General features: G+C 66.3%; 16 protein-coding genes and 2 pseudogenes. 12 read left to right on the forward strand and 6 right to left on the reverse strand.

Annotated features, from left to right (window positions below; genetic code table 11):
- The first annotated feature begins 24 nt into the window (after positions 1-24).
- Both AB0C30_RS43740 and AB0C30_RS43745 read left to right on the forward strand, forming a co-directional pair.
- The gene (locus AB0C30_RS43740; protein WP_357955289.1) at positions 25-759 is read left to right on the forward strand and encodes a Tn3 family transposase; all 735 of its coding nucleotides are present in this window, start codon (positions 25-27) and stop codon (positions 757-759) included.
- A gap of 144 nt (positions 760-903) precedes the next feature.
- Complete coding sequence (locus AB0C30_RS43745) at positions 904-1,179, forward strand: hypothetical protein (RefSeq protein ID WP_357955291.1); 276 nt, start codon at positions 904-906, stop codon at positions 1,177-1,179.
- Positions 1,180-1,234: 55 nt separating this feature from the next.
- On the opposite strand, the gene AB0C30_RS43750 is transcribed toward AB0C30_RS43745, so the two are convergent.
- The 4 genes from AB0C30_RS43750 to AB0C30_RS43765 all read right to left on the reverse strand — a co-directional run bounded on the left by AB0C30_RS43750 (position 1,235) and on the right by AB0C30_RS43765 (position 7,139).
- Positions 1,235-3,529, reverse strand: coding sequence for a hypothetical protein (locus AB0C30_RS43750; protein WP_357955293.1), 2,295 nt, complete (start codon positions 3,527-3,529; stop codon positions 1,235-1,237).
- Positions 3,502-4,737: a hypothetical protein gene (locus AB0C30_RS43755; protein ID WP_357955294.1), complete on the reverse strand. Its 1,236-nt coding sequence runs from the start codon at positions 4,735-4,737 to the stop codon at positions 3,502-3,504. Before AB0C30_RS43755 ends, AB0C30_RS43750 begins: the two co-directional genes overlap by 28 nt.
- Before the next feature lie 105 nt (positions 4,738-4,842).
- Positions 4,843-6,504, reverse strand: a complete 1,662-nt coding sequence (locus AB0C30_RS43760) for a hypothetical protein (RefSeq protein WP_357955296.1) — start codon at positions 6,502-6,504, stop codon at positions 4,843-4,845.
- A gap of 380 nt (positions 6,505-6,884) precedes the next feature.
- Entirely contained in the window at positions 6,885-7,139 is a 255-nt protein-coding gene (locus AB0C30_RS43765; RefSeq protein WP_357955298.1) for a hypothetical protein, read from the reverse strand.
- A 120-nt stretch (positions 7,140-7,259) separates the two neighbouring features.
- Between AB0C30_RS43765 and AB0C30_RS43770 the strand changes: the two genes are divergently transcribed.
- The 8 genes and pseudogenes from AB0C30_RS43770 to AB0C30_RS43805 all read left to right on the forward strand — a co-directional run bounded on the left by AB0C30_RS43770 (position 7,260) and on the right by AB0C30_RS43805 (position 14,436).
- Positions 7,260-8,219: a site-specific integrase gene (locus tag AB0C30_RS43770; RefSeq protein WP_357955300.1), complete on the forward strand. Its 960-nt coding sequence runs from the start codon at positions 7,260-7,262 to the stop codon at positions 8,217-8,219.
- Between the two features lie 353 nt (positions 8,220-8,572).
- Complete coding sequence (locus AB0C30_RS43775; protein WP_357955302.1) at positions 8,573-9,466, forward strand: DUF6192 family protein; 894 nt, start codon at positions 8,573-8,575, stop codon at positions 9,464-9,466.
- Between the two features lie 83 nt (positions 9,467-9,549).
- Complete coding sequence (locus AB0C30_RS43780) at positions 9,550-9,888, forward strand: hypothetical protein (protein WP_357955304.1); 339 nt, start codon at positions 9,550-9,552, stop codon at positions 9,886-9,888.
- A 52-nt stretch (positions 9,889-9,940) separates the two neighbouring features.
- Positions 9,941-10,084, forward strand: a pseudogene (locus AB0C30_RS43785) (transposase); the annotation flags it as partial.
- Between the two features lie 11 nt (positions 10,085-10,095).
- A complete protein-coding gene (locus tag AB0C30_RS43790; protein WP_357955306.1) occupies positions 10,096-10,704 on the forward strand; it encodes a site-specific integrase in 609 nt (202 codons plus the stop codon).
- Positions 10,701-13,037, forward strand: coding sequence for a tyrosine-type recombinase/integrase (locus tag AB0C30_RS43795; RefSeq protein ID WP_357955308.1), 2,337 nt, complete (start codon positions 10,701-10,703; stop codon positions 13,035-13,037). Before AB0C30_RS43790 ends, AB0C30_RS43795 begins: the two co-directional genes overlap by 4 nt.
- 332 nt (positions 13,038-13,369) lie before the next feature.
- Positions 13,370-13,702 (forward strand): hypothetical protein, encoded by a 333-nt coding sequence (locus AB0C30_RS43800; RefSeq protein WP_357955310.1) that lies wholly within the window; start codon positions 13,370-13,372, stop codon positions 13,700-13,702.
- A gap of 47 nt (positions 13,703-13,749) precedes the next feature.
- Entirely contained in the window at positions 13,750-14,436 is a 687-nt protein-coding gene (locus tag AB0C30_RS43805) for an IS5 family transposase (protein WP_357955312.1), read from the forward strand.
- 78 nt (positions 14,437-14,514) lie between these two features.
- Here AB0C30_RS43805 and AB0C30_RS43810 read toward each other — a convergent pair whose 3' ends face one another.
- Positions 14,515-14,919, reverse strand: coding sequence for a helix-turn-helix domain-containing protein (locus AB0C30_RS43810; protein ID WP_357955314.1), 405 nt, complete (start codon positions 14,917-14,919; stop codon positions 14,515-14,517).
- Positions 14,920-15,019: 100 nt separating this feature from the next.
- Here AB0C30_RS43810 and AB0C30_RS43815 point away from each other — a divergent pair, with 100 nt between their 5' ends.
- Positions 15,020-15,844, forward strand: a complete 825-nt coding sequence (locus AB0C30_RS43815) for an NAD(P)H-binding protein (protein WP_357955316.1) — start codon at positions 15,020-15,022, stop codon at positions 15,842-15,844.
- 141 nt (positions 15,845-15,985) lie between these two features.
- Here the strand turns inward: AB0C30_RS43815 and AB0C30_RS43820 are convergent.
- Positions 15,986-17,535: pseudogene (locus tag AB0C30_RS43820) on the reverse strand (transposase).
- Positions 17,536-17,659: 124 nt separating this feature from the next.
- Between AB0C30_RS43820 and AB0C30_RS43825 the strand changes: the two are divergent.
- Positions 17,660-18,100 (forward strand): hypothetical protein, encoded by a 441-nt coding sequence (locus AB0C30_RS43825; protein WP_357955318.1) that lies wholly within the window; start codon positions 17,660-17,662, stop codon positions 18,098-18,100.
- Positions 18,101-18,131: the final 31 nt, after the last annotated feature.

Consider the following 18,131-nt stretch of genomic DNA (forward strand, 5'->3'; position numbering starts at 1 on the left):
GATACGGCGTCATATTCCAACATTGTGTTCGGTTTGTTCGCGATCTGCGGCTACCAGTTCGCGCCCCGGATCGCCGACATCGGCGATGCTCAGCAGTGGTGGATCGATCCTGCCGACGTCGGAGCGGCCGACAAGCGCACCACCCCGGCGGCCGCCGGGTACGGACGGTTGACCGAGCTGAACCTGCGCCGTGTCAACATCGCTTTGATCAAGCAGCACTGGCCGCAGATGCTCCAGGTCGCCGGCTCGTTGGTCACCAACAAGGTCCGCGCCTACGACCTGATCAAGATGATGACGGCCAACGGCCGCACCACTGGCCTCGGCCACGCGTTCGCGCACTACGGCCGGATTTTCAAGTCGATGCACCTGCTGCACGTCGCTCACCTGGAGGACTACCGCAGGATGATGGGTGCCCAGTTGAACGTCGGGGAGGGCCGCAACGGACTGGCGCGGGCGGTGTTCTTCGCCCATCACGGCCAGTTGCGCAGGGGTTATGAACGCGGTATGGAGGACCAGCTTGGCGCGCTCGGCCTCGGTTTGAACGCGATCATTTTCTGGAATTCGCTGTATATCGACGCCGCGGTGAAGAAACTCGCCGCCGGCGGCATGAAGATCGGCCCGGAGATCAGGGCTCACTTGTCACCGCTGCAGTGGGAACACATCAACTTTCATGGGACGTACCCGTTCGACCGGCCGGAACTGCCCGGCCGGTTGCGGGACCTGCGCGACCCCACCGCCGACGACGACCCGGAGCTGTGACGATCAGCGCGCCCTGGTAACCGTCGACGTGGAGGCGGAGCTGACCAAACTGGACGGTGGCGGCTGGAGACCGCTGCGCCGGGCGACTGCGGCGGTGATGTGACCCGCCAGGACCAGGAGGAGGCAACTTCCGGGGCGGGAGGCGTGCGGTCATGGCGCAGCTCGTCCATCGCGGTGGCCAGGTCGTGCTCGCCGCGGGCCAGGCGCATGTCGATGGAGCCGCCCTCGGAGACCGGCTTGATGATGACCGGCAGCTCGATAGCGTCGGCCAGGTCCTTGGCGACCACCTCGGCAGGAGCTCTCGTCGTCGATGACGTGGCCGGGCAGGACGAGGACGCTGACGCCGTGCGCGGCGACTATCGTCTTGGCGGCGGTCTTGTGCATCGCCGGGCGTTGGCAAGCACGCCGGACCCGGTGTAGGGGATGGCGAGGTGTTCCAGCAGGCCCTGCAGCTTGCCGGCTGGCTGCCCGTGGTTCAGGACTTGAACGTCAGGGCGCTGGCCGAGCAGGACATCGAGCCGTAGGCGAGGTTGAGCACTGTCGCGATGCCGACCGCGATGCCCCAGGAGGCGGGGTCGCTGTCGTCCGCCAGCACCGGCGACATCATGCCGTTGAGGTTGAAGCAGGTGCCGCCCCAGACGTTCAATTCGTCGACCTTGTCTGCCTCCGAATATGCGAACGCGCCGAGGGTCGGCACGAACCACACGAAGTTCGCGCCGAAGTCCAGGAAGGGAGAGACCGGGCTCCATGCCTTGTCCGCGGCCGATTCTTGCGCGGTCAGCCCGACGCCCATGTCTACGACTGCCTTCACGGTCATGAAATCCGCGATGACCTGGTTGGTGATGGCCCACCACTGCGGGTTCTGCAGGTCGGGGATCTGGCCCATGATGTCGGGAGACACGTAGAGCGGGTACGACAGGCCGTTGAGGATCGGGAAGACCTTGCTCTGCCGGTACTTCTTGGCCAGCGGTTGGAACACGCTCAGCGACACCGCTCCGACCACGGAGCTGACACCACCGGTGAGCACCAGGATGTCGTTGACTGAGGTCTGGATCTGCTCGGCCGCCGCCGGCCTGGCGGATGGGGCGGGCGTGGAGTTGCAGATCCGCCGGATGGTCGCGAAGTCCGGTGCGTCGATCAGCGCGGTCGTGGTGGCGTTGTCGGGGAATGGCGCAGCGTCGGCGATGAGCTTGTAGCCGATCGTGACCGGGATGGCGGCCACCAGGCAGGCCGCGTCGAGCAGGCTCAGGTCGTTGCCGGAGATCTTCTTGTACAGCCACGACAGGACGGGGATCTCGATGGTCGCGTTCAGGATCTCCAGGATGCCCTCGACGAGTTCGGCCAGCACGTTGATCGCCGCGATCAGGACGTTCTCGATGCTCTGCAATAGCGCGTCGGTGATGATCGCGATCGCTTGTTCGACGAGCTGGGTGAACGAGAGCTGGTCGATCTTGTCGATGACGTCGGTCTTGAAGCTGTGGAAGGCGAGCTCGAGGATGTCCTTTTCCCTGCCCAGGGCGTCCGCCAGCGGCTGGAGCGTGGCTGTCACGTCACCCGTGACCCCCTGGTTGGGCTGGGCGGTCGTGGTGCTGTTGGTCGCGTTGCTCTTCAGCTGGTGCAGCCCCCAGTTGCTCTGTGGGCTGTCCTGGCCGGGCACCGGTGTGGCGGCCGCCATGGCGCTGCTGCGGGTGGTGCCGCCCAGGCTCGCCGGAATGTCGTTCGGCAGGTCGGCCCACGTGTTGACGTAGCCCTGCAGCTGGATGAACGTGTTCTGCACCTGGGTCTCGGCGTCGCCGAGCCCGTCGATGCACTTCGCCAGATACCGCGTGAAGATGTTCTTCAGCACGTTGTGCGTGCGCACGATGTCGGACCAGGCGAACAGGAAGCCCAGCCACTTGATCAGGTCCTCGAAGAACACCTTGATCTTGTTGAAGATGAACTCCACGGCGTGCGCCACCGCGGCGACGCAGTCGAGCAACACGTCATAGACCTCGCCGGCGATCGTCGCGACGAAGTGGTATATGCCCTCGACCTCCTGCACGAGGAAGCTTTCGACATCCTCGAAGCAGTGCTTCAGCCATGAGAAGAAGTCACCCATCGCCACCGAGATGTCCGAACCAATGCCGAGAGGGGCCTCCCCGAACGCCCGCGGGGCGAGGTGCGCGACGGCGTCGGCCCCCTCGTGATAGGTGAGCCCGCCGCCGGCGAACGAGATGCCCCACACCTGCGGTATGGCGCCGGCCCTGGCCGTGGGGATGGCGAAGTCGCCGGAGCCCTGCGGGGAGCCGTCCTGCGGCAGTCCGGCATTGATGTTCATCAACTGCACGACGGCCTTGGCCGCCGCGTCGCTGTCCGCTGTGGCGACGCTGGACGGCACGAGCGGCTGCTGCGTTCCGTCCGCGTTCGTGACCACGACGGCTCGCAGGTCGTCACCGGTCTGTACGGCGTCCAGCGTCGCGGTCGCCTTGCTCATGGGGTTGACCTCGGCCACGACGTCCGGCGTCTCGGTCAGGACGATGTGGAAGCAGACGGCGGCCAGGGACTGGGTCTCCTGGACGACGGTCAGCACCCCGGTCGCGTCGGTGGTCGTGTTCACCGGCACGGTCGTCGAGAGCAGGTGGTACACGTCGTTCAGGTAGACGCTCACCGGGCTGGTCGCCGTCACCGCCACCGCGGTGTTCGGCGCCGCGAGACCGCTGTCGTCGGTGACGGTGACGTGAGTGGTGAAGCTGTTGAAGGCGATCACGTCGTCCGGGTCGGTGGCGGGCAACAGGATGGAGCGCTGGAGCCAGTCGGTGGTGACGGGTCCTGGGTGAGCTGGATGAGGTCCTGGCCGTCCACGTCGGCGAACAGGACGTTGTTGCCGGCGCCGAGGTTCAGGAAGAACGCGAACTGCGCCGCAGTGGGCAGCAACGGCACCGGTGTCGACCACGCGGCCGGGTCCGCCTCGCTGCCCGCGGGGCAGCTCACGTAGCACAGGGTGCCCTGCGGGCCGAGACCCCAGACCGCGGTGCGGTTGGCGTCGGTCACCGCGGCGAGGGTGTTGGCGCCTGCGATGAGATCGTCGGTCACGATCTGGACCGGCGTCGCCCGGTCGTGCTGGTTGTCCGGCGTGAAGAGGTACAGGCCGTCCGCGGCGGCCACGAACAGGTTGGTCACGCCGGAGCCATTGAGCGCGGATGCGATCGCGCTGGTTCCCGGCGGCGGCGTCAGCCGGGCGGGGGTGGGCGCATTGCCGGGCCGTTCGTAGTTGTACTGCGGCGTGAAGAGCAGTTGCGGCTCGCCGCTGATCGTGCCGAAGGTGTAGATGCCGGGAATGTGAAAGTCAGGACGGGGGTCGTTCGGCCGCTGCCCGAGGCAGTTCACGATGCTGCCGGCGGCGAGGTCGGCGGTGAGCTTGTGCAGGTTCCAGTGGGGCGACGTGCCCGGGGTGATGTAGTAGCGATCGAGCAGCCGCAACGGGTCATTCGGCCAACGCAGGATGTCGACCATGATGTTCTCGGCGGCACCGGAGTCGCCGGGCGTGGGGATGTTCATGATGTTCACGTCGGCGATGACGAGGGGGTCCGGTGCGGTGCCCGCGTCGAACGGGACGGCCGTCCAGGTGACCCCGTCCGCCCAGGCCGCGTCCGTGTTCGCGTTGCCGAGGGAGAGGTACAGGGCGTCCGCGCCGCCAACGGTCACCGCGAGCGCGATGTCGATGGCGAGGGTCTGGGCGTTCTGAGTGACGGCGAACGCCTTGGCCGTCACCGCCGCGCCGCCGTGGTTCGCCGACAGTGCGCTGCTGAGGTCGATCCTGTTCCAGCCCGTCGGGGTCTCGGTCACCTCGCGGGTGAGATAGCAGACGTTGTCGGTTCCGATCGAGAAGAAGAGCGCGTCGCCGTCCTGCGACTGGAGCACCTCGAAAGCCTGGTCGGGGGCCATGACCACGGCGGCCTTGTGGTTCTCCATCAGCTCGGACTCGAAAGAGATCTTCATGGGAATGTCAGCGCTTTCGGCCATGGCGGGCGGCGGCACGCGCCGCCCGCTCGAGGATTGTCCGGAACTACCTCGGAAATCGGGATCAGAAATCCGAGAAAGAAGTCACAGTGTCGGGTCGGCGTACGTGATGTGACCGACGAGGTCCTGGTTGTCCGAGAAAACGGCGTCGTTGAACACGAACGACGATCCGCCCGGGAAGACGAAGTTCTGCAGGAACGAGACCGGGACATCCGCGAAACTTGTCGCCGTGCATCCTCGCACGGCGTCGGTCGCCCAATCGAGGAGATCATTGATGTTCGTGAACCAGTTCAGGAAGCCGTTCACTCCGGGCGTCTTTGAATTGTCGACCGGAGTCGAACTTTGCAGGGCAGTCACGATCTGGCCCGTGTCGTCGACCCCTATCGTGTAGACGTCTGTGATGCTTTTGTCGACGACATTGCCACCATCGCTGCTCCCCTGATATGTGATGTAGGTGTAGCCGACGAGATGTTGGGTGATCGTCATCGTGTTGCCCTGGACGCTCACCGCCATGTCGTAGGTGATGGTGATCTGTATGGACCCGCCGAGGAGGGGGCCTCCACACTTGTCAGAAATGGCGCTCTTGTAGTTGCAGGAGAGGATGACCGGGCCGGACGGGGGACAGGTTATCGTCGGGTCACCGGGGAAGAAATACATATAGAAATATTCAGCCTCCTGACCGCTGCATTGGACGGTCGCCTCAGGCCTCTGGCAATTCCCTTGGATGTATGCGGCCAGTGATTGTCCATTGTTGTCGGTATTGAGGAGATAGTTGGCGAACGCGTTCCGATTCAGAGCGGCCACGCCGTCGTACTGGGATGTCTCGCCGGGCTCGATCCAGTTCCAGCCGAACCCGGCGTGCGTGGTATCCGGCAGCTGGTCGTTGTTGACGGCACACAGGTAGTTCAGCGTGAGCGGTGCGTTGTCCGAGCCGACGGCGTCCGGTGTGAAGAAGTTCAGGTCCGTCACCGCGAGCGAGGTCGGTTGTGTCTGCGCCACCTGCGTCGCGGCGTAGCCGAGCACCTCTTCGCCACCGAGCGCCTTCCAGTAGGTGTTGATGAAGTCGGCTGTCATGAACGCGTTGAGGGCGCTGTTCGTCGGGACGTTGTTGAACTGGAAGCCCTGCTCCAGGTCGGAGCTGTTCAGGTCGTAGTAGAGCTGCTGGACGCTGAACATGTCGGGGTCGCCGATGTCCTTGAGCCGCTTCTGCGCGTCCGAGGGAAGGCTGGTGAAGGAGGTGTCCTGGAAGTCCAGGTCGACGGCGCCGGAGAAAGTCCAGCTCGTGCCGGACGGTTGCGACTGGTTGAACCAGGCCATCGGCCCATGCGGACCGTAGGTGATCTCCGTCGCGACGAACTCGCCGAACATCAGCGTGTACGTCACATTGGACTGCCCCGCCTTCAGGACGACGATCGGCGGCAGCGACGCGGGATCGACACCGGGCGGAATGCCCAGCTTTGCCTTGATCGCGAACGCGAAATTGGCGTTGCTGAGATTCTGCACCCTCGCGTCGGATGGCGCCGTGCCGTCGGGCACGCTGAAAGGATCCGTGTTGCCGGCACCGGCCACAAATGTGGCGAAATCGATCGGAGTCGGCTGGAAACTATTATCGTAGATGTAGCACAGGATGACCTCGGGCGGACTGCTGTAGAGGTATTCCTCCAAGGTGGCGTTGATGCTGTCCTGCGTCACTGCGACGACATAGTCGAATCCGGTCGACGAGAGATTGGAATCCTGAGCACTCATGAAACGCCTTCTCTATAGGACAAGGTGGCCGCGGGAGAAGAGCACTACTTCGATTGGATCGGGTCCACACAAAGCAGCGGACATCGTTGCGTGTCACTTGATCAGCGCCCCCTGGACAAGAAGCCTCGCCAGGCCCCAGTGGCAAAGACGCCAGATCGCTGATTAACTCTCCGATTCGACTTTATGACGCTGCTGGTTGTCGTTTCCGAAGGTCTGTAAAGGTTAACCCGAAATATGCAAATAAATTGCCAGATCACAGCGCCGGTGCTGGCCGCCTACCCGCAGACCGACGTGCTGGCCGACAACGCCGGCGGCCTATTCGGCCACGAGGTCGCCAAGGACGGGTTCGACAGGACCTTCTAGCCTCGTTTTAATGAGGGTCAGCGGGTCGCCGTTGGGCAGACTCGGAACCGGTAGCCACCGGCCGCCGCCTCGTAGGCGACCTCGACCTTGTCGCAGTGTTCGACCAGCCGGTAGCCGGAGGAGTCCTCGCTACCGCGGGGCTCGCCCTCCTCGTCCTGGCCCTTGAATCCGGCCGCGTCCAGGACACACCACACACTTGTCGCGAGGGCCTTGCCGGTGGGGGTGGAGAAGCCCATACCGATCACGGCAGCCGGACGCGATGCATGTGACACAGAATTCGTATTATCTGTCACACCTGCCGCTGGCGAGCCGCGTCCGCCCAGCTCGGCATCCGCCGCCGCGCACGCGACTCGGCTACATTATGTGTCACATCGCCTGCCAGGAGGACGCCCGTGTCCGTCGTGGCCTTCCCCGGCCCACCCACCCCGCCCACGGGTCCCGCCACCGGCTCGACGGCCGCCGTCGAGCGCTTCCTGGAGTCCATCACCGCAGCCACCACCCGCGCCGGCTACGCCCAGACCCTCGCCCGCCTGACCACCGTGGCCGGGCCAGAGCATCCGGTCGTCGACCTGACGCCCGAGCAGTACGCCGCAGTGATGGACCGCTGGACCACCGCGGCCGCCGCCACCTGGAACCGACACCTGTCCGCGCTGGTCTCCTTCACCACCTGGGCCCAGCGCCAGGACCTGCTGGCCACCAACCCCGCCCGGCGGCTGGAACGGCGCAAGCCCGCCCGCCGCGGCGACCGCGCCATCCCCGCCACCCGGCTGGACAAGCTGTTCACCGACCCCGCGCACGCCCTGCGGGAACGGGTGCTGTGGAGACTCCTGTACGACACGGCCGCCCGCGCCGAGGAGATCCTCACCCTGAACGTTGAGGACCTGGACCTGGAGTTCCGCCGTGCCCGGGTCGTCTCCAAGGGCGGCGCCATCGAGTACGTGCACTGGGCGACCGCCACCGCCCGGCTGCTGCCCCGCCTACTGACCGGCCGCACCACCGGGCCGGTGTTCCTGGCCGACCGGCGCGCCCCCACCTCCGGAGCCCGCACGCCTGCCGCCGGCGACATCTGCCCCCTCACCCGGCGCGGTCGGCTGTCCTACCCGCGGGCGGAATACCTGTTCAAGACCGCCACCGCGAAGCTCGACCCGCACCGGCAGGGGTGGACCCTGCATCAGCTTCGCCATTCGGCGCTCCAGCATCTCGCGCAGGCCGGACGCACCGCACCCGAGCTACAGGCCAAGAGCCGCCACCAGCACCTGGCCAGCCTCGGCCGCTACGTCCGCCTGGGCGAGGAGACCTCTGCCCGCATCACCGCCGAAGCCGACCCCACCCAACGCTGCCATCCCCGCTGACCTCCACACCGCCCTGACGGCCACCGCTGGCAAGGCGGCTCACCCCAGCCAGCCCTGACACCGGCAGAGGCCGCGATTGCAGATGTCATGGCGTGGGCGGCCAGTCTCGGACGAACTGGCGCAGCCGCGGGATGTCGGCAGGTGAGACTGTGGCATCTGGCTGACCTTGGCGGGGTCGCCGAGGTGGGTCTCGAAGTTAGAAGGTGTCTCTAATCCCGTTAATGATCGTTTATGGAGATATAAAGACCTTGTTTGCCAGGGATTGTCACCAAACGTGATCAATAGGATGCTTGGTGTTGGTGGTCCGCATCCCGCCGTTGTCCCGTACGTCGCGTGCGAGGGGAGAGCGGACCATGCCGACCATGATCGGTCACGTCAGCCAGGAGCGGTACGAACAAATCATCACTCGTGGCCGGGAGCTGGTTGAACTCCAGACCCGTTCCCAGTTCGAGCTCGGTGACCTGGCGCTAGAAATCGAGCCGATGCAGCCGCACGGCGGCGCGCACCCGGACCGAGGCGAGGCGCTGTTCGGCGTCTTGGAGTCGCTGCAGCTGTTCGCCGACGATCTTTCTATCCCGGTGAAGACACTGGAAACCTACCGCTGGGTGGCCTCCCGCTGGCCGGCCCAGCACCGCCAGCACAGGGTGCCGTACTACATTCACAAGACGCTGTCCTCGCTCCGCGATGATGAGGAGCGATGGGAGCGCATCACCAAGCCGCCGCTGGACAAACACAAAAAGACGCACCGGTGGACCGACACGGCCGCCAAGCAAGCCGTCGATCAGAAATTCGCCGACACGACCTCGGTGCAGCAAAAGGTGGAGCGCATCCACGACCTGGCCCGTGACGAGCAGGTCGCCGCGGCCGTGGCGACCGATCTGCTGCGCCGCCCGGAGGTCGCCTTCAAGGCGATGACCGACACCACCGCCCGGCACCTGGTCAACCGTGCGCAGGTCGACCAGGCCCGGCAGGCTGGCGAGGCGGTCCGGGAGCGCACCCCGGCGCTGCCCCGGATCGAACGCAGCCGCGACTTCATCGAACTGGTCGGCGCGTGCTCGGTGTTCGTGGCCGCGGTGGGCCGGGTGCTGCCGACGCTGCGCGGGCACGCCTTCACCGCCGAGGAGAAGGCCACCGTGGCGCGCAATCTCGGCCGGGTACGCGCGACCGCTGACTGGCTGGAGGCGGCCGTCGAGTCCGGCGACGTGAGCCTGGACGAGGGCCTGGCCCGGCTGCTGCGCGGCGAGTAGCGCCCATGCCCTCCAGAGGCCTGGCCGCCAACGTCTGTGGCGACTAGGTTCGTCTCGCGCTGCTGGAGGCCCGCCCGGCCGGATTGACCGCCCGGCAACTGGTCGGCGCCACCAAACTAAGCCTCTACCAGGTTCGCAAGGGCGTCCTCTATATCCGGGAGGTCTCGGCGATGGCCCACTTGACCCCGCTGATCTGGACGCCGGACGACGGCTATCGCTTCTCCGCCCAACCCGATGACTGGATCGCCTACGAGCGCTCGCGCATGCGCACCGAGCTGACCCGGATCAGTCGCCTGCTGTCGGCGACGGTCGCACCACACGCAGCCGCCCGGCCCGAGGAAGAGTGGGTCAACCTGGTGCTGGGCCAGCTCAACGTGGTGCAGACGGCGCTGAGCCTGCTCAACAAGGCCGGGCGAGCGTGAGCCGATGCGCCCGCGCCGTTATCCGTCCGACACCAGCGATGAGGAGTAAGCGCTGATCGAGCCTCTCCTGCCGGTGCCCGCCTGCCAGACGCGCACAGGCGGGCGGCCGGAGAAGCACCACCGCCGCGACATCATCGACGCGATCAGATACGTGACCGACAACGCCTGCAAGTGGAGGGCCCTGCCAGCGGACTTTCTGTCAGTTACTTGGAATCAGACCTGCCGAACGGTGAGCTTCGGTACGAGCCGATCCGCAATCGGGTGATGCTCGCGCTCGCCTACGACGCGGCCCTGCGCCGGGAGGAGTTGTGCTCGCTCCGCACCGAGGACCTTGACCCGGGCCGGCGCACGTTACGGGTCCAGGCGGAGCACACCAAGAATCGTCTGGAGCGGGTGGTTCCCTACTCGGCCGCCACCGGGGTGTTGTTATCGAACTACCTCACCCATCGTTCCCGGATCAGCCGAGCGCGTGGCCCGCTGTTCCTGTCGGAGTCACGCCGCAATCATGGCCAGCCGATTTCGTTGTGGACGTGGTCGAAGGTCGTCCGCAGGATCGCCGACGCGGCCGGCGTCCCGCGGTTCTCCACGCACACCACTCGGCACCTATGCCTGACCGACCTGGCCCGGATGGGCTGGGAGCTGCACGCGATCTCCACCTTCGCTGGCCATCGGTCCACCGAGTCGACACTTCGGTACATCCATCTGTCCGGCCGGGACCTGTCGGCCAAGCTCAACCAGTCGATGGAGCACATTCACGCCTGGCGCGTCGACATGCTGACGCGGCTGAACAACTCGGCGACGGTGGTCACGCCGTGACCGCGTTGGAACCGGCCGCCGCTCACAGGACGGCCGCGGCTGAGGCCTGGCCGTGGCCTATCGACCCCGCTCGCTACGACCGGCGAAGTCGTCTCACCGAGCTCGAGCTGGACGGCATCCGGGAGCTGGGCTCGGAGCTGCTGCACCGCACGCGAGGAGGAGCAAACAATCTGGACTCGGTCCGCCACGCATCGCTCCGACGGCTGCTGCGACCGCTGGACGACGCACAGGCGGCGCTGCACTGGGTGCCAGGCCGACGTGCCAGACAGCGGTTCGCGCGGGATGCGGCCGCGCTCGTCCTGATCCGCTGCGGTGATCTGGGACGCTCGTTCTGGGACTGGTCTGAACAGGACTGGATCGACCTCATCGATCCTGACGGGGAGAACTTCCGGCGAACGTGGCCTGGGCAGATCGGCGCGAACGTCCGCCCGTTCCTCATCGCGTTCGCCTATCTCCTTGGCGAGTTCACTGCGTTCGACCGCATCGGGCGCTTTCACCGGCCGTCCCTGGCCTGGCGGATCTTCGGGCGGGAGCCGGTCGATGGCGCGATCGGGCAGATCCGCGAGGTGTTGACCGGCTGGGGCTACACCGTTCGAGAGGGGTATCTGGCCGCATCGGTCTGCCAGATGCTGCTGCTCAACCGCAGCCCACGGCCGCAGGATCTGTCCACCAGCATGCTGCTGCGGCTGCGGGTCGATCCCGCGATGGGCGGCCAGCAGGACGTGCTGCACGGAGTACATCGGGCCTTGGCCGCTCTCGGCTTCGTCGACCCGGCGCCCGCGCCCGTTCACAGCCCCGGCCCGTTCGCGATCGAAGGGACCTCGCCCGCCTGGGCGGAGTGGGTCGAGCGCTGGTATGCGACCTCAACCCTGACGCCCAAGGTCCGCGCCTCCTACCGCGCCGTGCTCTCCAAGATCGGGCGGTGGCTCGTCGCCGAGCACCCCGACGTCACCGAACCCGCGCAGTGGACTCGGGAGATCTGCGCGTCCTGGGTTGCGGCCGTGGACCGGATGGCGGTTGGAGACCACGTTCAGTGGATCGACGGGATGCGGGCTCGCGCAGGCGAACCGATCAAGGCCGAGACGAAGTCAGGCTATCTGGGCAAGACCCGCACCTTCTTCCGCGACCTGCAGGAATGGGAGTGGATCCCGCGCCGCTTCGATGTCACCACCGCGCTCAAGACCCCGAGAAGCGTCAAGGCGCTGATCGGTCCCGACCCGCGCGTCATCGCCGACGACATCTGGGCCAAGCTGCTTTGGGCAGGGCTCAATCTCGCCGAGGACGACAGGCCCACTGGCGACACCCGCGCCCACCCCATGGAGCTGATCAGAGCGATTACGCTCACCTGGCTGTTCGCCGGCCAGCGCAGCGACGAAATCGCCCGGCTCCGTCTCGGCTGCATCCGGTGGCAGCACGATGGGATGCCGATCCCCGGCGACTCAGACGAGGTCCTCGCCCGCGATGCCGTCTGCCTCCTTGACGTTCCCACCCACAAGACCGGCACCGCGTTCACCAAACCCGTCGACCCGCTGCTTGGCCAGGCCATCGAGGCCTGGCAAGCTGCCCGGCCCATCCAGCCGAAGCTCCTGGATCGCAAGACCGGCGAGCAGGTCGACTTCCTGTTCGCCTTCCGCGCCCGCCGCGTCTCCAAGCACTACATCAACGACAGCATCATCCCCATGCTCTGCGCCAAGGCCGGGGTTCCCGCAGTGGATGTCCGCGGCAACATCACCAGTCACCGAGCTCGCTCCACCATCGCCTCGCAGCTCTACAACGCAAAGGAGCCGATGACCCTGTTCGAGCTGCAAGCCTGGCTCGGACACCGCGACCTCAAATCCACCCAGCACTACGCGAAGATCACTCCAAACACTCTGTCCAAGGCATACCGAGACGCTGGCTACTTCGAACGCAACGTCCGCACCATCGAGATACTCATCGACCGCGACGCCGTCACCTCCGGTGCCGCCGCCACCGGAGAGCCCTGGCAGTACTACGACCTCGGCCACGGCTTCTGCACCTACACCTTCTTCGAGCAGTGCCCCCACCGCAGGGCCTGCGCCAAGTGCGACTTCTACACCCCTAAGGACAGCTCGAAGGCCCAACTCCTTGAGGCTAAGGACAATCTTCAGCGCATGCTTGCCGCCATCCCCCTCACCGACGACGAACGCGCCGCTGTCGACGACGGGCAGGCCGCGCTCGATCAACTCCTGAGCCGACTGTCCGATGTCCCCACCCCGGCAGGCCCCACACCACACCAACTCGGCATCCCGGTCACGGCCACGCTGCTGCCCATCGTCGACGTCCGCCAAGGCCCGCCCCGGAGTGCCGACTGATGAGATAACGTCCTCGCGTGAGTCTCTACCTGGCCGATCCTCCCGAGGAACTCACGCGTCGAGCTCGATACTTCGTGGGTGCGCACGCCTTGCGAGCAGCCCCATTCGATGTTGATCAGTACCGAGAGCATTGGCTCGGACTCGGTATCCCAACTACAGAGATCGACCGAGTGGCTGCCTACGCAAGACGCTGGGGCGGGCTTGCGCTTCCCCCTGCTCCGCATTATGACGGCGGACCAAGGATCTTGAATCCCGATACCCCAGAAGGGTCGCCGGAGAAAGGATGGTGGTTCGAAGCAGGAGCGCAGCGAACCGCCGTTCCCTACAGCTTCATGATCGGCCCCCATGGAGAGTTCGGCGTCCACGGCGACAGGTGGATGCCCCTGCACTCGACCGTCGACGGCTGGGTGGAGTCTGTGGCGCTGGCCCATCACGCGTCGACCTGGGCAAAGACGATCACCAAGGTCACGGGCCAGGACGTCGATACCCTCCAACTGGACGCCTACGAGGCGGTCGCCGAGGTCGCCGGGCTGGCGGACACCTGGTGGCGCGGCGCCGACTCTCTCGTGGCCATCTACACGGGAGAGGCAGAGTGCATGGCCGCGCCACAGTGCAAGACGGCCTACATCTACTCCGGCTTGGACACGTGGGGTCTGCACGGCTAACGAAGGGGCCTGATACCGCCCGTCTTCGAGGCCTGGTCAGATACGGCTTGACCGCCGAGCTCAAATTCCACATAACGCCTTACCAGACCGCGTTCGGCTTCTTCAGCCGCTGGACCAGGGCCGGGGTCTTCAACCGGATCCGGGATGAGCTTCGCCGCGCCATCCGGTTGCGCGCCGGGCGCTGCCCCAACCCGGTCGCCGGCATCATCGACTCCCAATCGGTGCGCGCCGCAGCCACCGTCACCGGCCGCTCCCGGTCCTACGACGCAGGTAAAAAGGTGCCAGGGAGAAAGCGCCACCTGGTCGTGGACACCTTCGGCCTGCTCATGATGGTCATGGTCACGGCCGCTGGGCAACCCGACCGCGACGCCGCCCGCGAATTACTGGCCCGGCTGCGGATGCTGCACCCGCAACTCACCCTCATCTGGGGCGACAGCGCCTCCGCCGGGACGCTGGTCGAGTGGGCCCGCCGCTTCCTGCACCTCACCTTGAAAATCGTGACTAAACGGCCTGGTCAGATCGGGTTCAAGGTGCTCGCGAGAAGGTGGATCGTCGAGAGGTCTCTCTCTTGGCTGATGAACGCCCGCCGCAATGTGATCGATTTTGAGCGCAAGCCTTCGCATAGCGAAGCTCACCTGACCGTCGCGTCGATCACGCTCATGACCAGGCGTTTGACCAGGAAAAAGCCGCAGGCGTGGATCCGCAGGCCGACACATGCGCCACGCGCCGCCTGAGAACGCCTTCCCGGGTCAGGAGGCCCCGCTAGCCCGAAGAAGCGAAAGAACGCTGCCTCCTGGTCGATGAACTTTCGGTCAGGTTCGACGGCTGCGAGCTGGTTCCCTGCCGTCGTAGTCCAGCCGGGCCTGCTCGACCTCACCCAGGTTGACCGACCAGTCGGCGAGTGCCGCGAACAGCGGCGCCAGGCTGCGTCCCAGTTCGCTGATCTCGTACTCCACCCGCGGCGGAACCTCGGGGTGGTAGGTGCGCAGCACGAGCCCGTCGCGTTCCAACTGCCGCAGCCGTTCGGTCAGCACCTTAGGCGTGATGGTGGTGATACGGCGTTGCAACTCCACGAACCGGTGCCGCCCATATTCATTGAGCACCCACAGGATCGGCGTGGTCCAGCGGCTGAAGACGATGTCGACCACCGGGGCGATCGGGCACGCCTGCTCCGGGGGGACGTCGACGGGGGCCGCCCAAAGTGTGTCATCGGTCACAATAAGCCTTCCTGCCAATACTTTCGTCTAGGTACCTACTATCCCAGCACTAGTAGCTTCCATCGAGTCCGCAAAGGGACATCGACAACTGGGAGCGAACATGATTGTGGTGACTGGAGCCACGGGCAACGTCGGACAGTCGCTCGTGCAGGCGCTTGTCGCGGCCGGCGAGCAGGTGACGGCGGTGTCACGAAGGATCTCAGAACTGGACGTGCCGGTGGGGGTGCGGCATCAGCGGGCCGACCTGGCCGAGCCGGAGAGCCTCAAGCCCGCCCTCCACGGAGCCGAAGCGCTGTTCCTGTTGACCTCCCCCGACTTCATGGCCAACGGCAATCTCAATGACGTCGTGAACATCGTGCGGGCGGTCGGCGTTCGGCGGGTCGTGTTGCTGTCCTCCCACGGCGTGGGCACGCAACGCCACCCCTCGCATCTGGAAGACGCCGTCAAGCAGTCGAACCTGGAATGGACGATGCTGCGGCCGGGCAACTTCGACTCCAACACGCTCCAATGGGCCGATTCGGTCCGCACACAACGGGTGGTCGCGGCGCCATTCGGCGACGTCGCGGTGCCGGCCATCGACCCGGCCGACATCGCCGAGGTCGCCGCCGTCGCACTGCGCGAGCCGGGCCACGAGGGCAACATCTACACGCTGACCGGACCGGTGCCGATCTCACCCCGGCAGCAGGCCTCGGCGATCGGGGACGCCCTGGGCGAGTCGGTGCAGTTCGTTGAGCTCAGCCGCGCGGAGGCTCGGAACCAGATGCTGGGATACATGCCCGAGCCGGTCGTGGAGGCCACCCTCGGCGCCCTCGGCGCACCGTCCGCCGCCGAGCAGCGCGTCAGCCCCGACGTCGAGCGGCTCCTCGGCCGCCCGCCGCGCACCTTCGCAGAGTGGGCGGAGCGCAACATCGCGGCCTTCAAATAGTCCGCCCGAAGAAGAAGCGGCACCGCTACCGGGCCTCGGCCATGGCCTGCCTGACCGAGGCCTACCTTCTTCGCCTCGAAGAGATCCTTTTGCCTGTTCAGAGACACCCTCTTAGCTTGTCGTTTAACCTTGGATCTTCGCCTATGGGGCGAAGCTCTCATTGCAGGCGGTTGCGGAGTGTGATTTCTCAGGCTCGGCGGCGGGGTTTGGTGCCCTCCTTGTGGTGGGCTGGGCGTGCGTAGGCTTCGCCGGTGGTGAGGGTGAGGCCGACCTCGTGGCGTGACGCTGGGTGCTTGTTCTTGGAGCCTTGGGGTCGTCCGCGGCCGGGTTTGGAGGGTTTCGGTGCGCGGGCTGGCATGGGGGTCTTCGCGCGGAGGTTCCGGAACCCTCGGCGAACGCGGGCGGGGGTGAGTCGGCCGGGTTCGGCAGGTTTCTCCCAGGGGCGTCGCAGGTCGGTGACGAGGTCGCGGGCCAACCGGAGCTGGGTGTGAGCGGCGATGATGAGCCAGGTCCACCGATCGGCGGCCGCGGGATCGCGGAGCTTAGGACGGTCCAGCCGAGGGTCTGTTTCAGCATCCGGAAGGTGTGCTCAAGGTCGAATCGGCGCAGAAACGCCTGCCAGAGCCGGTCGACGTCGGTCTCTGTGGCGCCGGTGCCAGACCACCACAGCCAGATCGGTTTGGGATCTCCGCCGCTCGGCAGGTGGTCGACCTGCAGGCGCAGGACGGTCCCCTCAATGATCGGAAGCTCGTCGGGGAAGCCGAGCCAAGCAGCCCGGCGGGTCAGACGGGGGTGCAGCCGATCCCAGGCCTGAGCGGTTGCGGTGCCGTAGCGGGTGGTCTCGGTGATGGTCGCGGCGTGGGGCTCAGCCCAGGTGGCCGGATCGCCGAAAACGAACTCGGTGCCATGCTTGGGCGGCCGGCCGCCGTAGGGGTCATAGACGCGCGGCGGGGTCGGCCGGCGCATGACCCGGTCGCTGCGCAGCCGTCCGAGAATCTCGATCGGCAGGTCGGCGAGGAGGAACGCCAGCCGGGTGACGTCGTAGCCGGCGTCGACGACGAGCAAGATGTCAGGGTCTCCGGGCTCGTGCTGACCGGCCGCGATCAGCCGTTCAACCACATCCCGCAACTGCTTGGCGGTGAGCGCCGCGACGTCGACGCCGGCGGGGAGGCGGACGGCGTCCAGCAGCGCGGTCCAGGAGGTCCGGCCGGTCTCCAAGGCCGCAACGATCGAGTAGGGCCAGCCGGGGATCATGTGGTGCTGATCCTTGCCGCGGCCGTAGGTGTGGCAGAACGCCCGGTCGGGGCTGGTCTCGGCGTCCGGCCGCAGCCACGGGGAGACGTCGGCGGCCAGCACGATCCGGCCGTCCGCAGCGCGGGCAGTGGCCTCGCGGCCAGCGCGAACCGCAGCCGGGCAACGTCCAGGCGGCCGTGGTTCAGCCCGTCATAGAGCGAGCCGTGGCCGCGCCGGTGCTCAGGCGCCAACGCCAGGTCGACCAGCGTCCGGACGGGCCCGTCCGTGCAGAGCATCGCCTCGACCAGCTCGAACAGCTCATCAGCTCGTGCGGTCAGGCAGCCGTAGAGCTCGTGCCGGAACGCCGCGAGCACAGCCAGAGCGTCCCGGGCCAGACCGGAAGCGTTCGTTTCCGTTCGCGTAGCCGTCACACCTGCCAGGGTGGGCATCGCGGCCATCGCCTCCTTCCTCGGTCCTTCGACAGTCCGAAGATGAGACGGTGGCCGCCCCACGCCGCGCAGACACACCGTGACGAATAAGCCACAATCTGCTTACACGGCCATGTGTTGAATACTTCTGAGCATGACGGTCGAGACGCGCAAGATCCTGGAGATCAAGCCAGGGCAGACTTGGCTGGTCATCGCCGATGGGCAATGGGCCTACGATGCGCCGCCCAACCACTCCGCGGTGCCGCTCGACCAGGCTTCCATCTGGCTGCTTCCCCTGGTCGAACGCCCACGCCACGAGGTCGAATCCGAGGCCCTCGCACGACTCGGACCCAACGACCCGGACCTGGCCGACCCCGTGCAGTCCGTCATCAACACCGGGTTGAGCGCATGGTCCGACCACTGGATCTCACACACTCTCCGCTGGCTGACGGCCGATGAGGCCGAGCTGTTCTCCAACCAACTCCACAAGATCGCCACAGCTCAGACCGCCGCCGCCCAACAAACCCAGCACGCAGCGAAGAAACTCCTGAAACAGCAGGGACTCTGGAGACCACTGCCACACGAGTCGAGCTAAGCCCGCTCCGCCCGGAAGCATCCACCGAGCG

It is taken from the genome of Nonomuraea sp. NPDC048901, assembly GCF_040649695.1.
Classification (GTDB): domain Bacteria; phylum Actinomycetota; class Actinomycetes; order Streptosporangiales; family Streptosporangiaceae; genus Nonomuraea.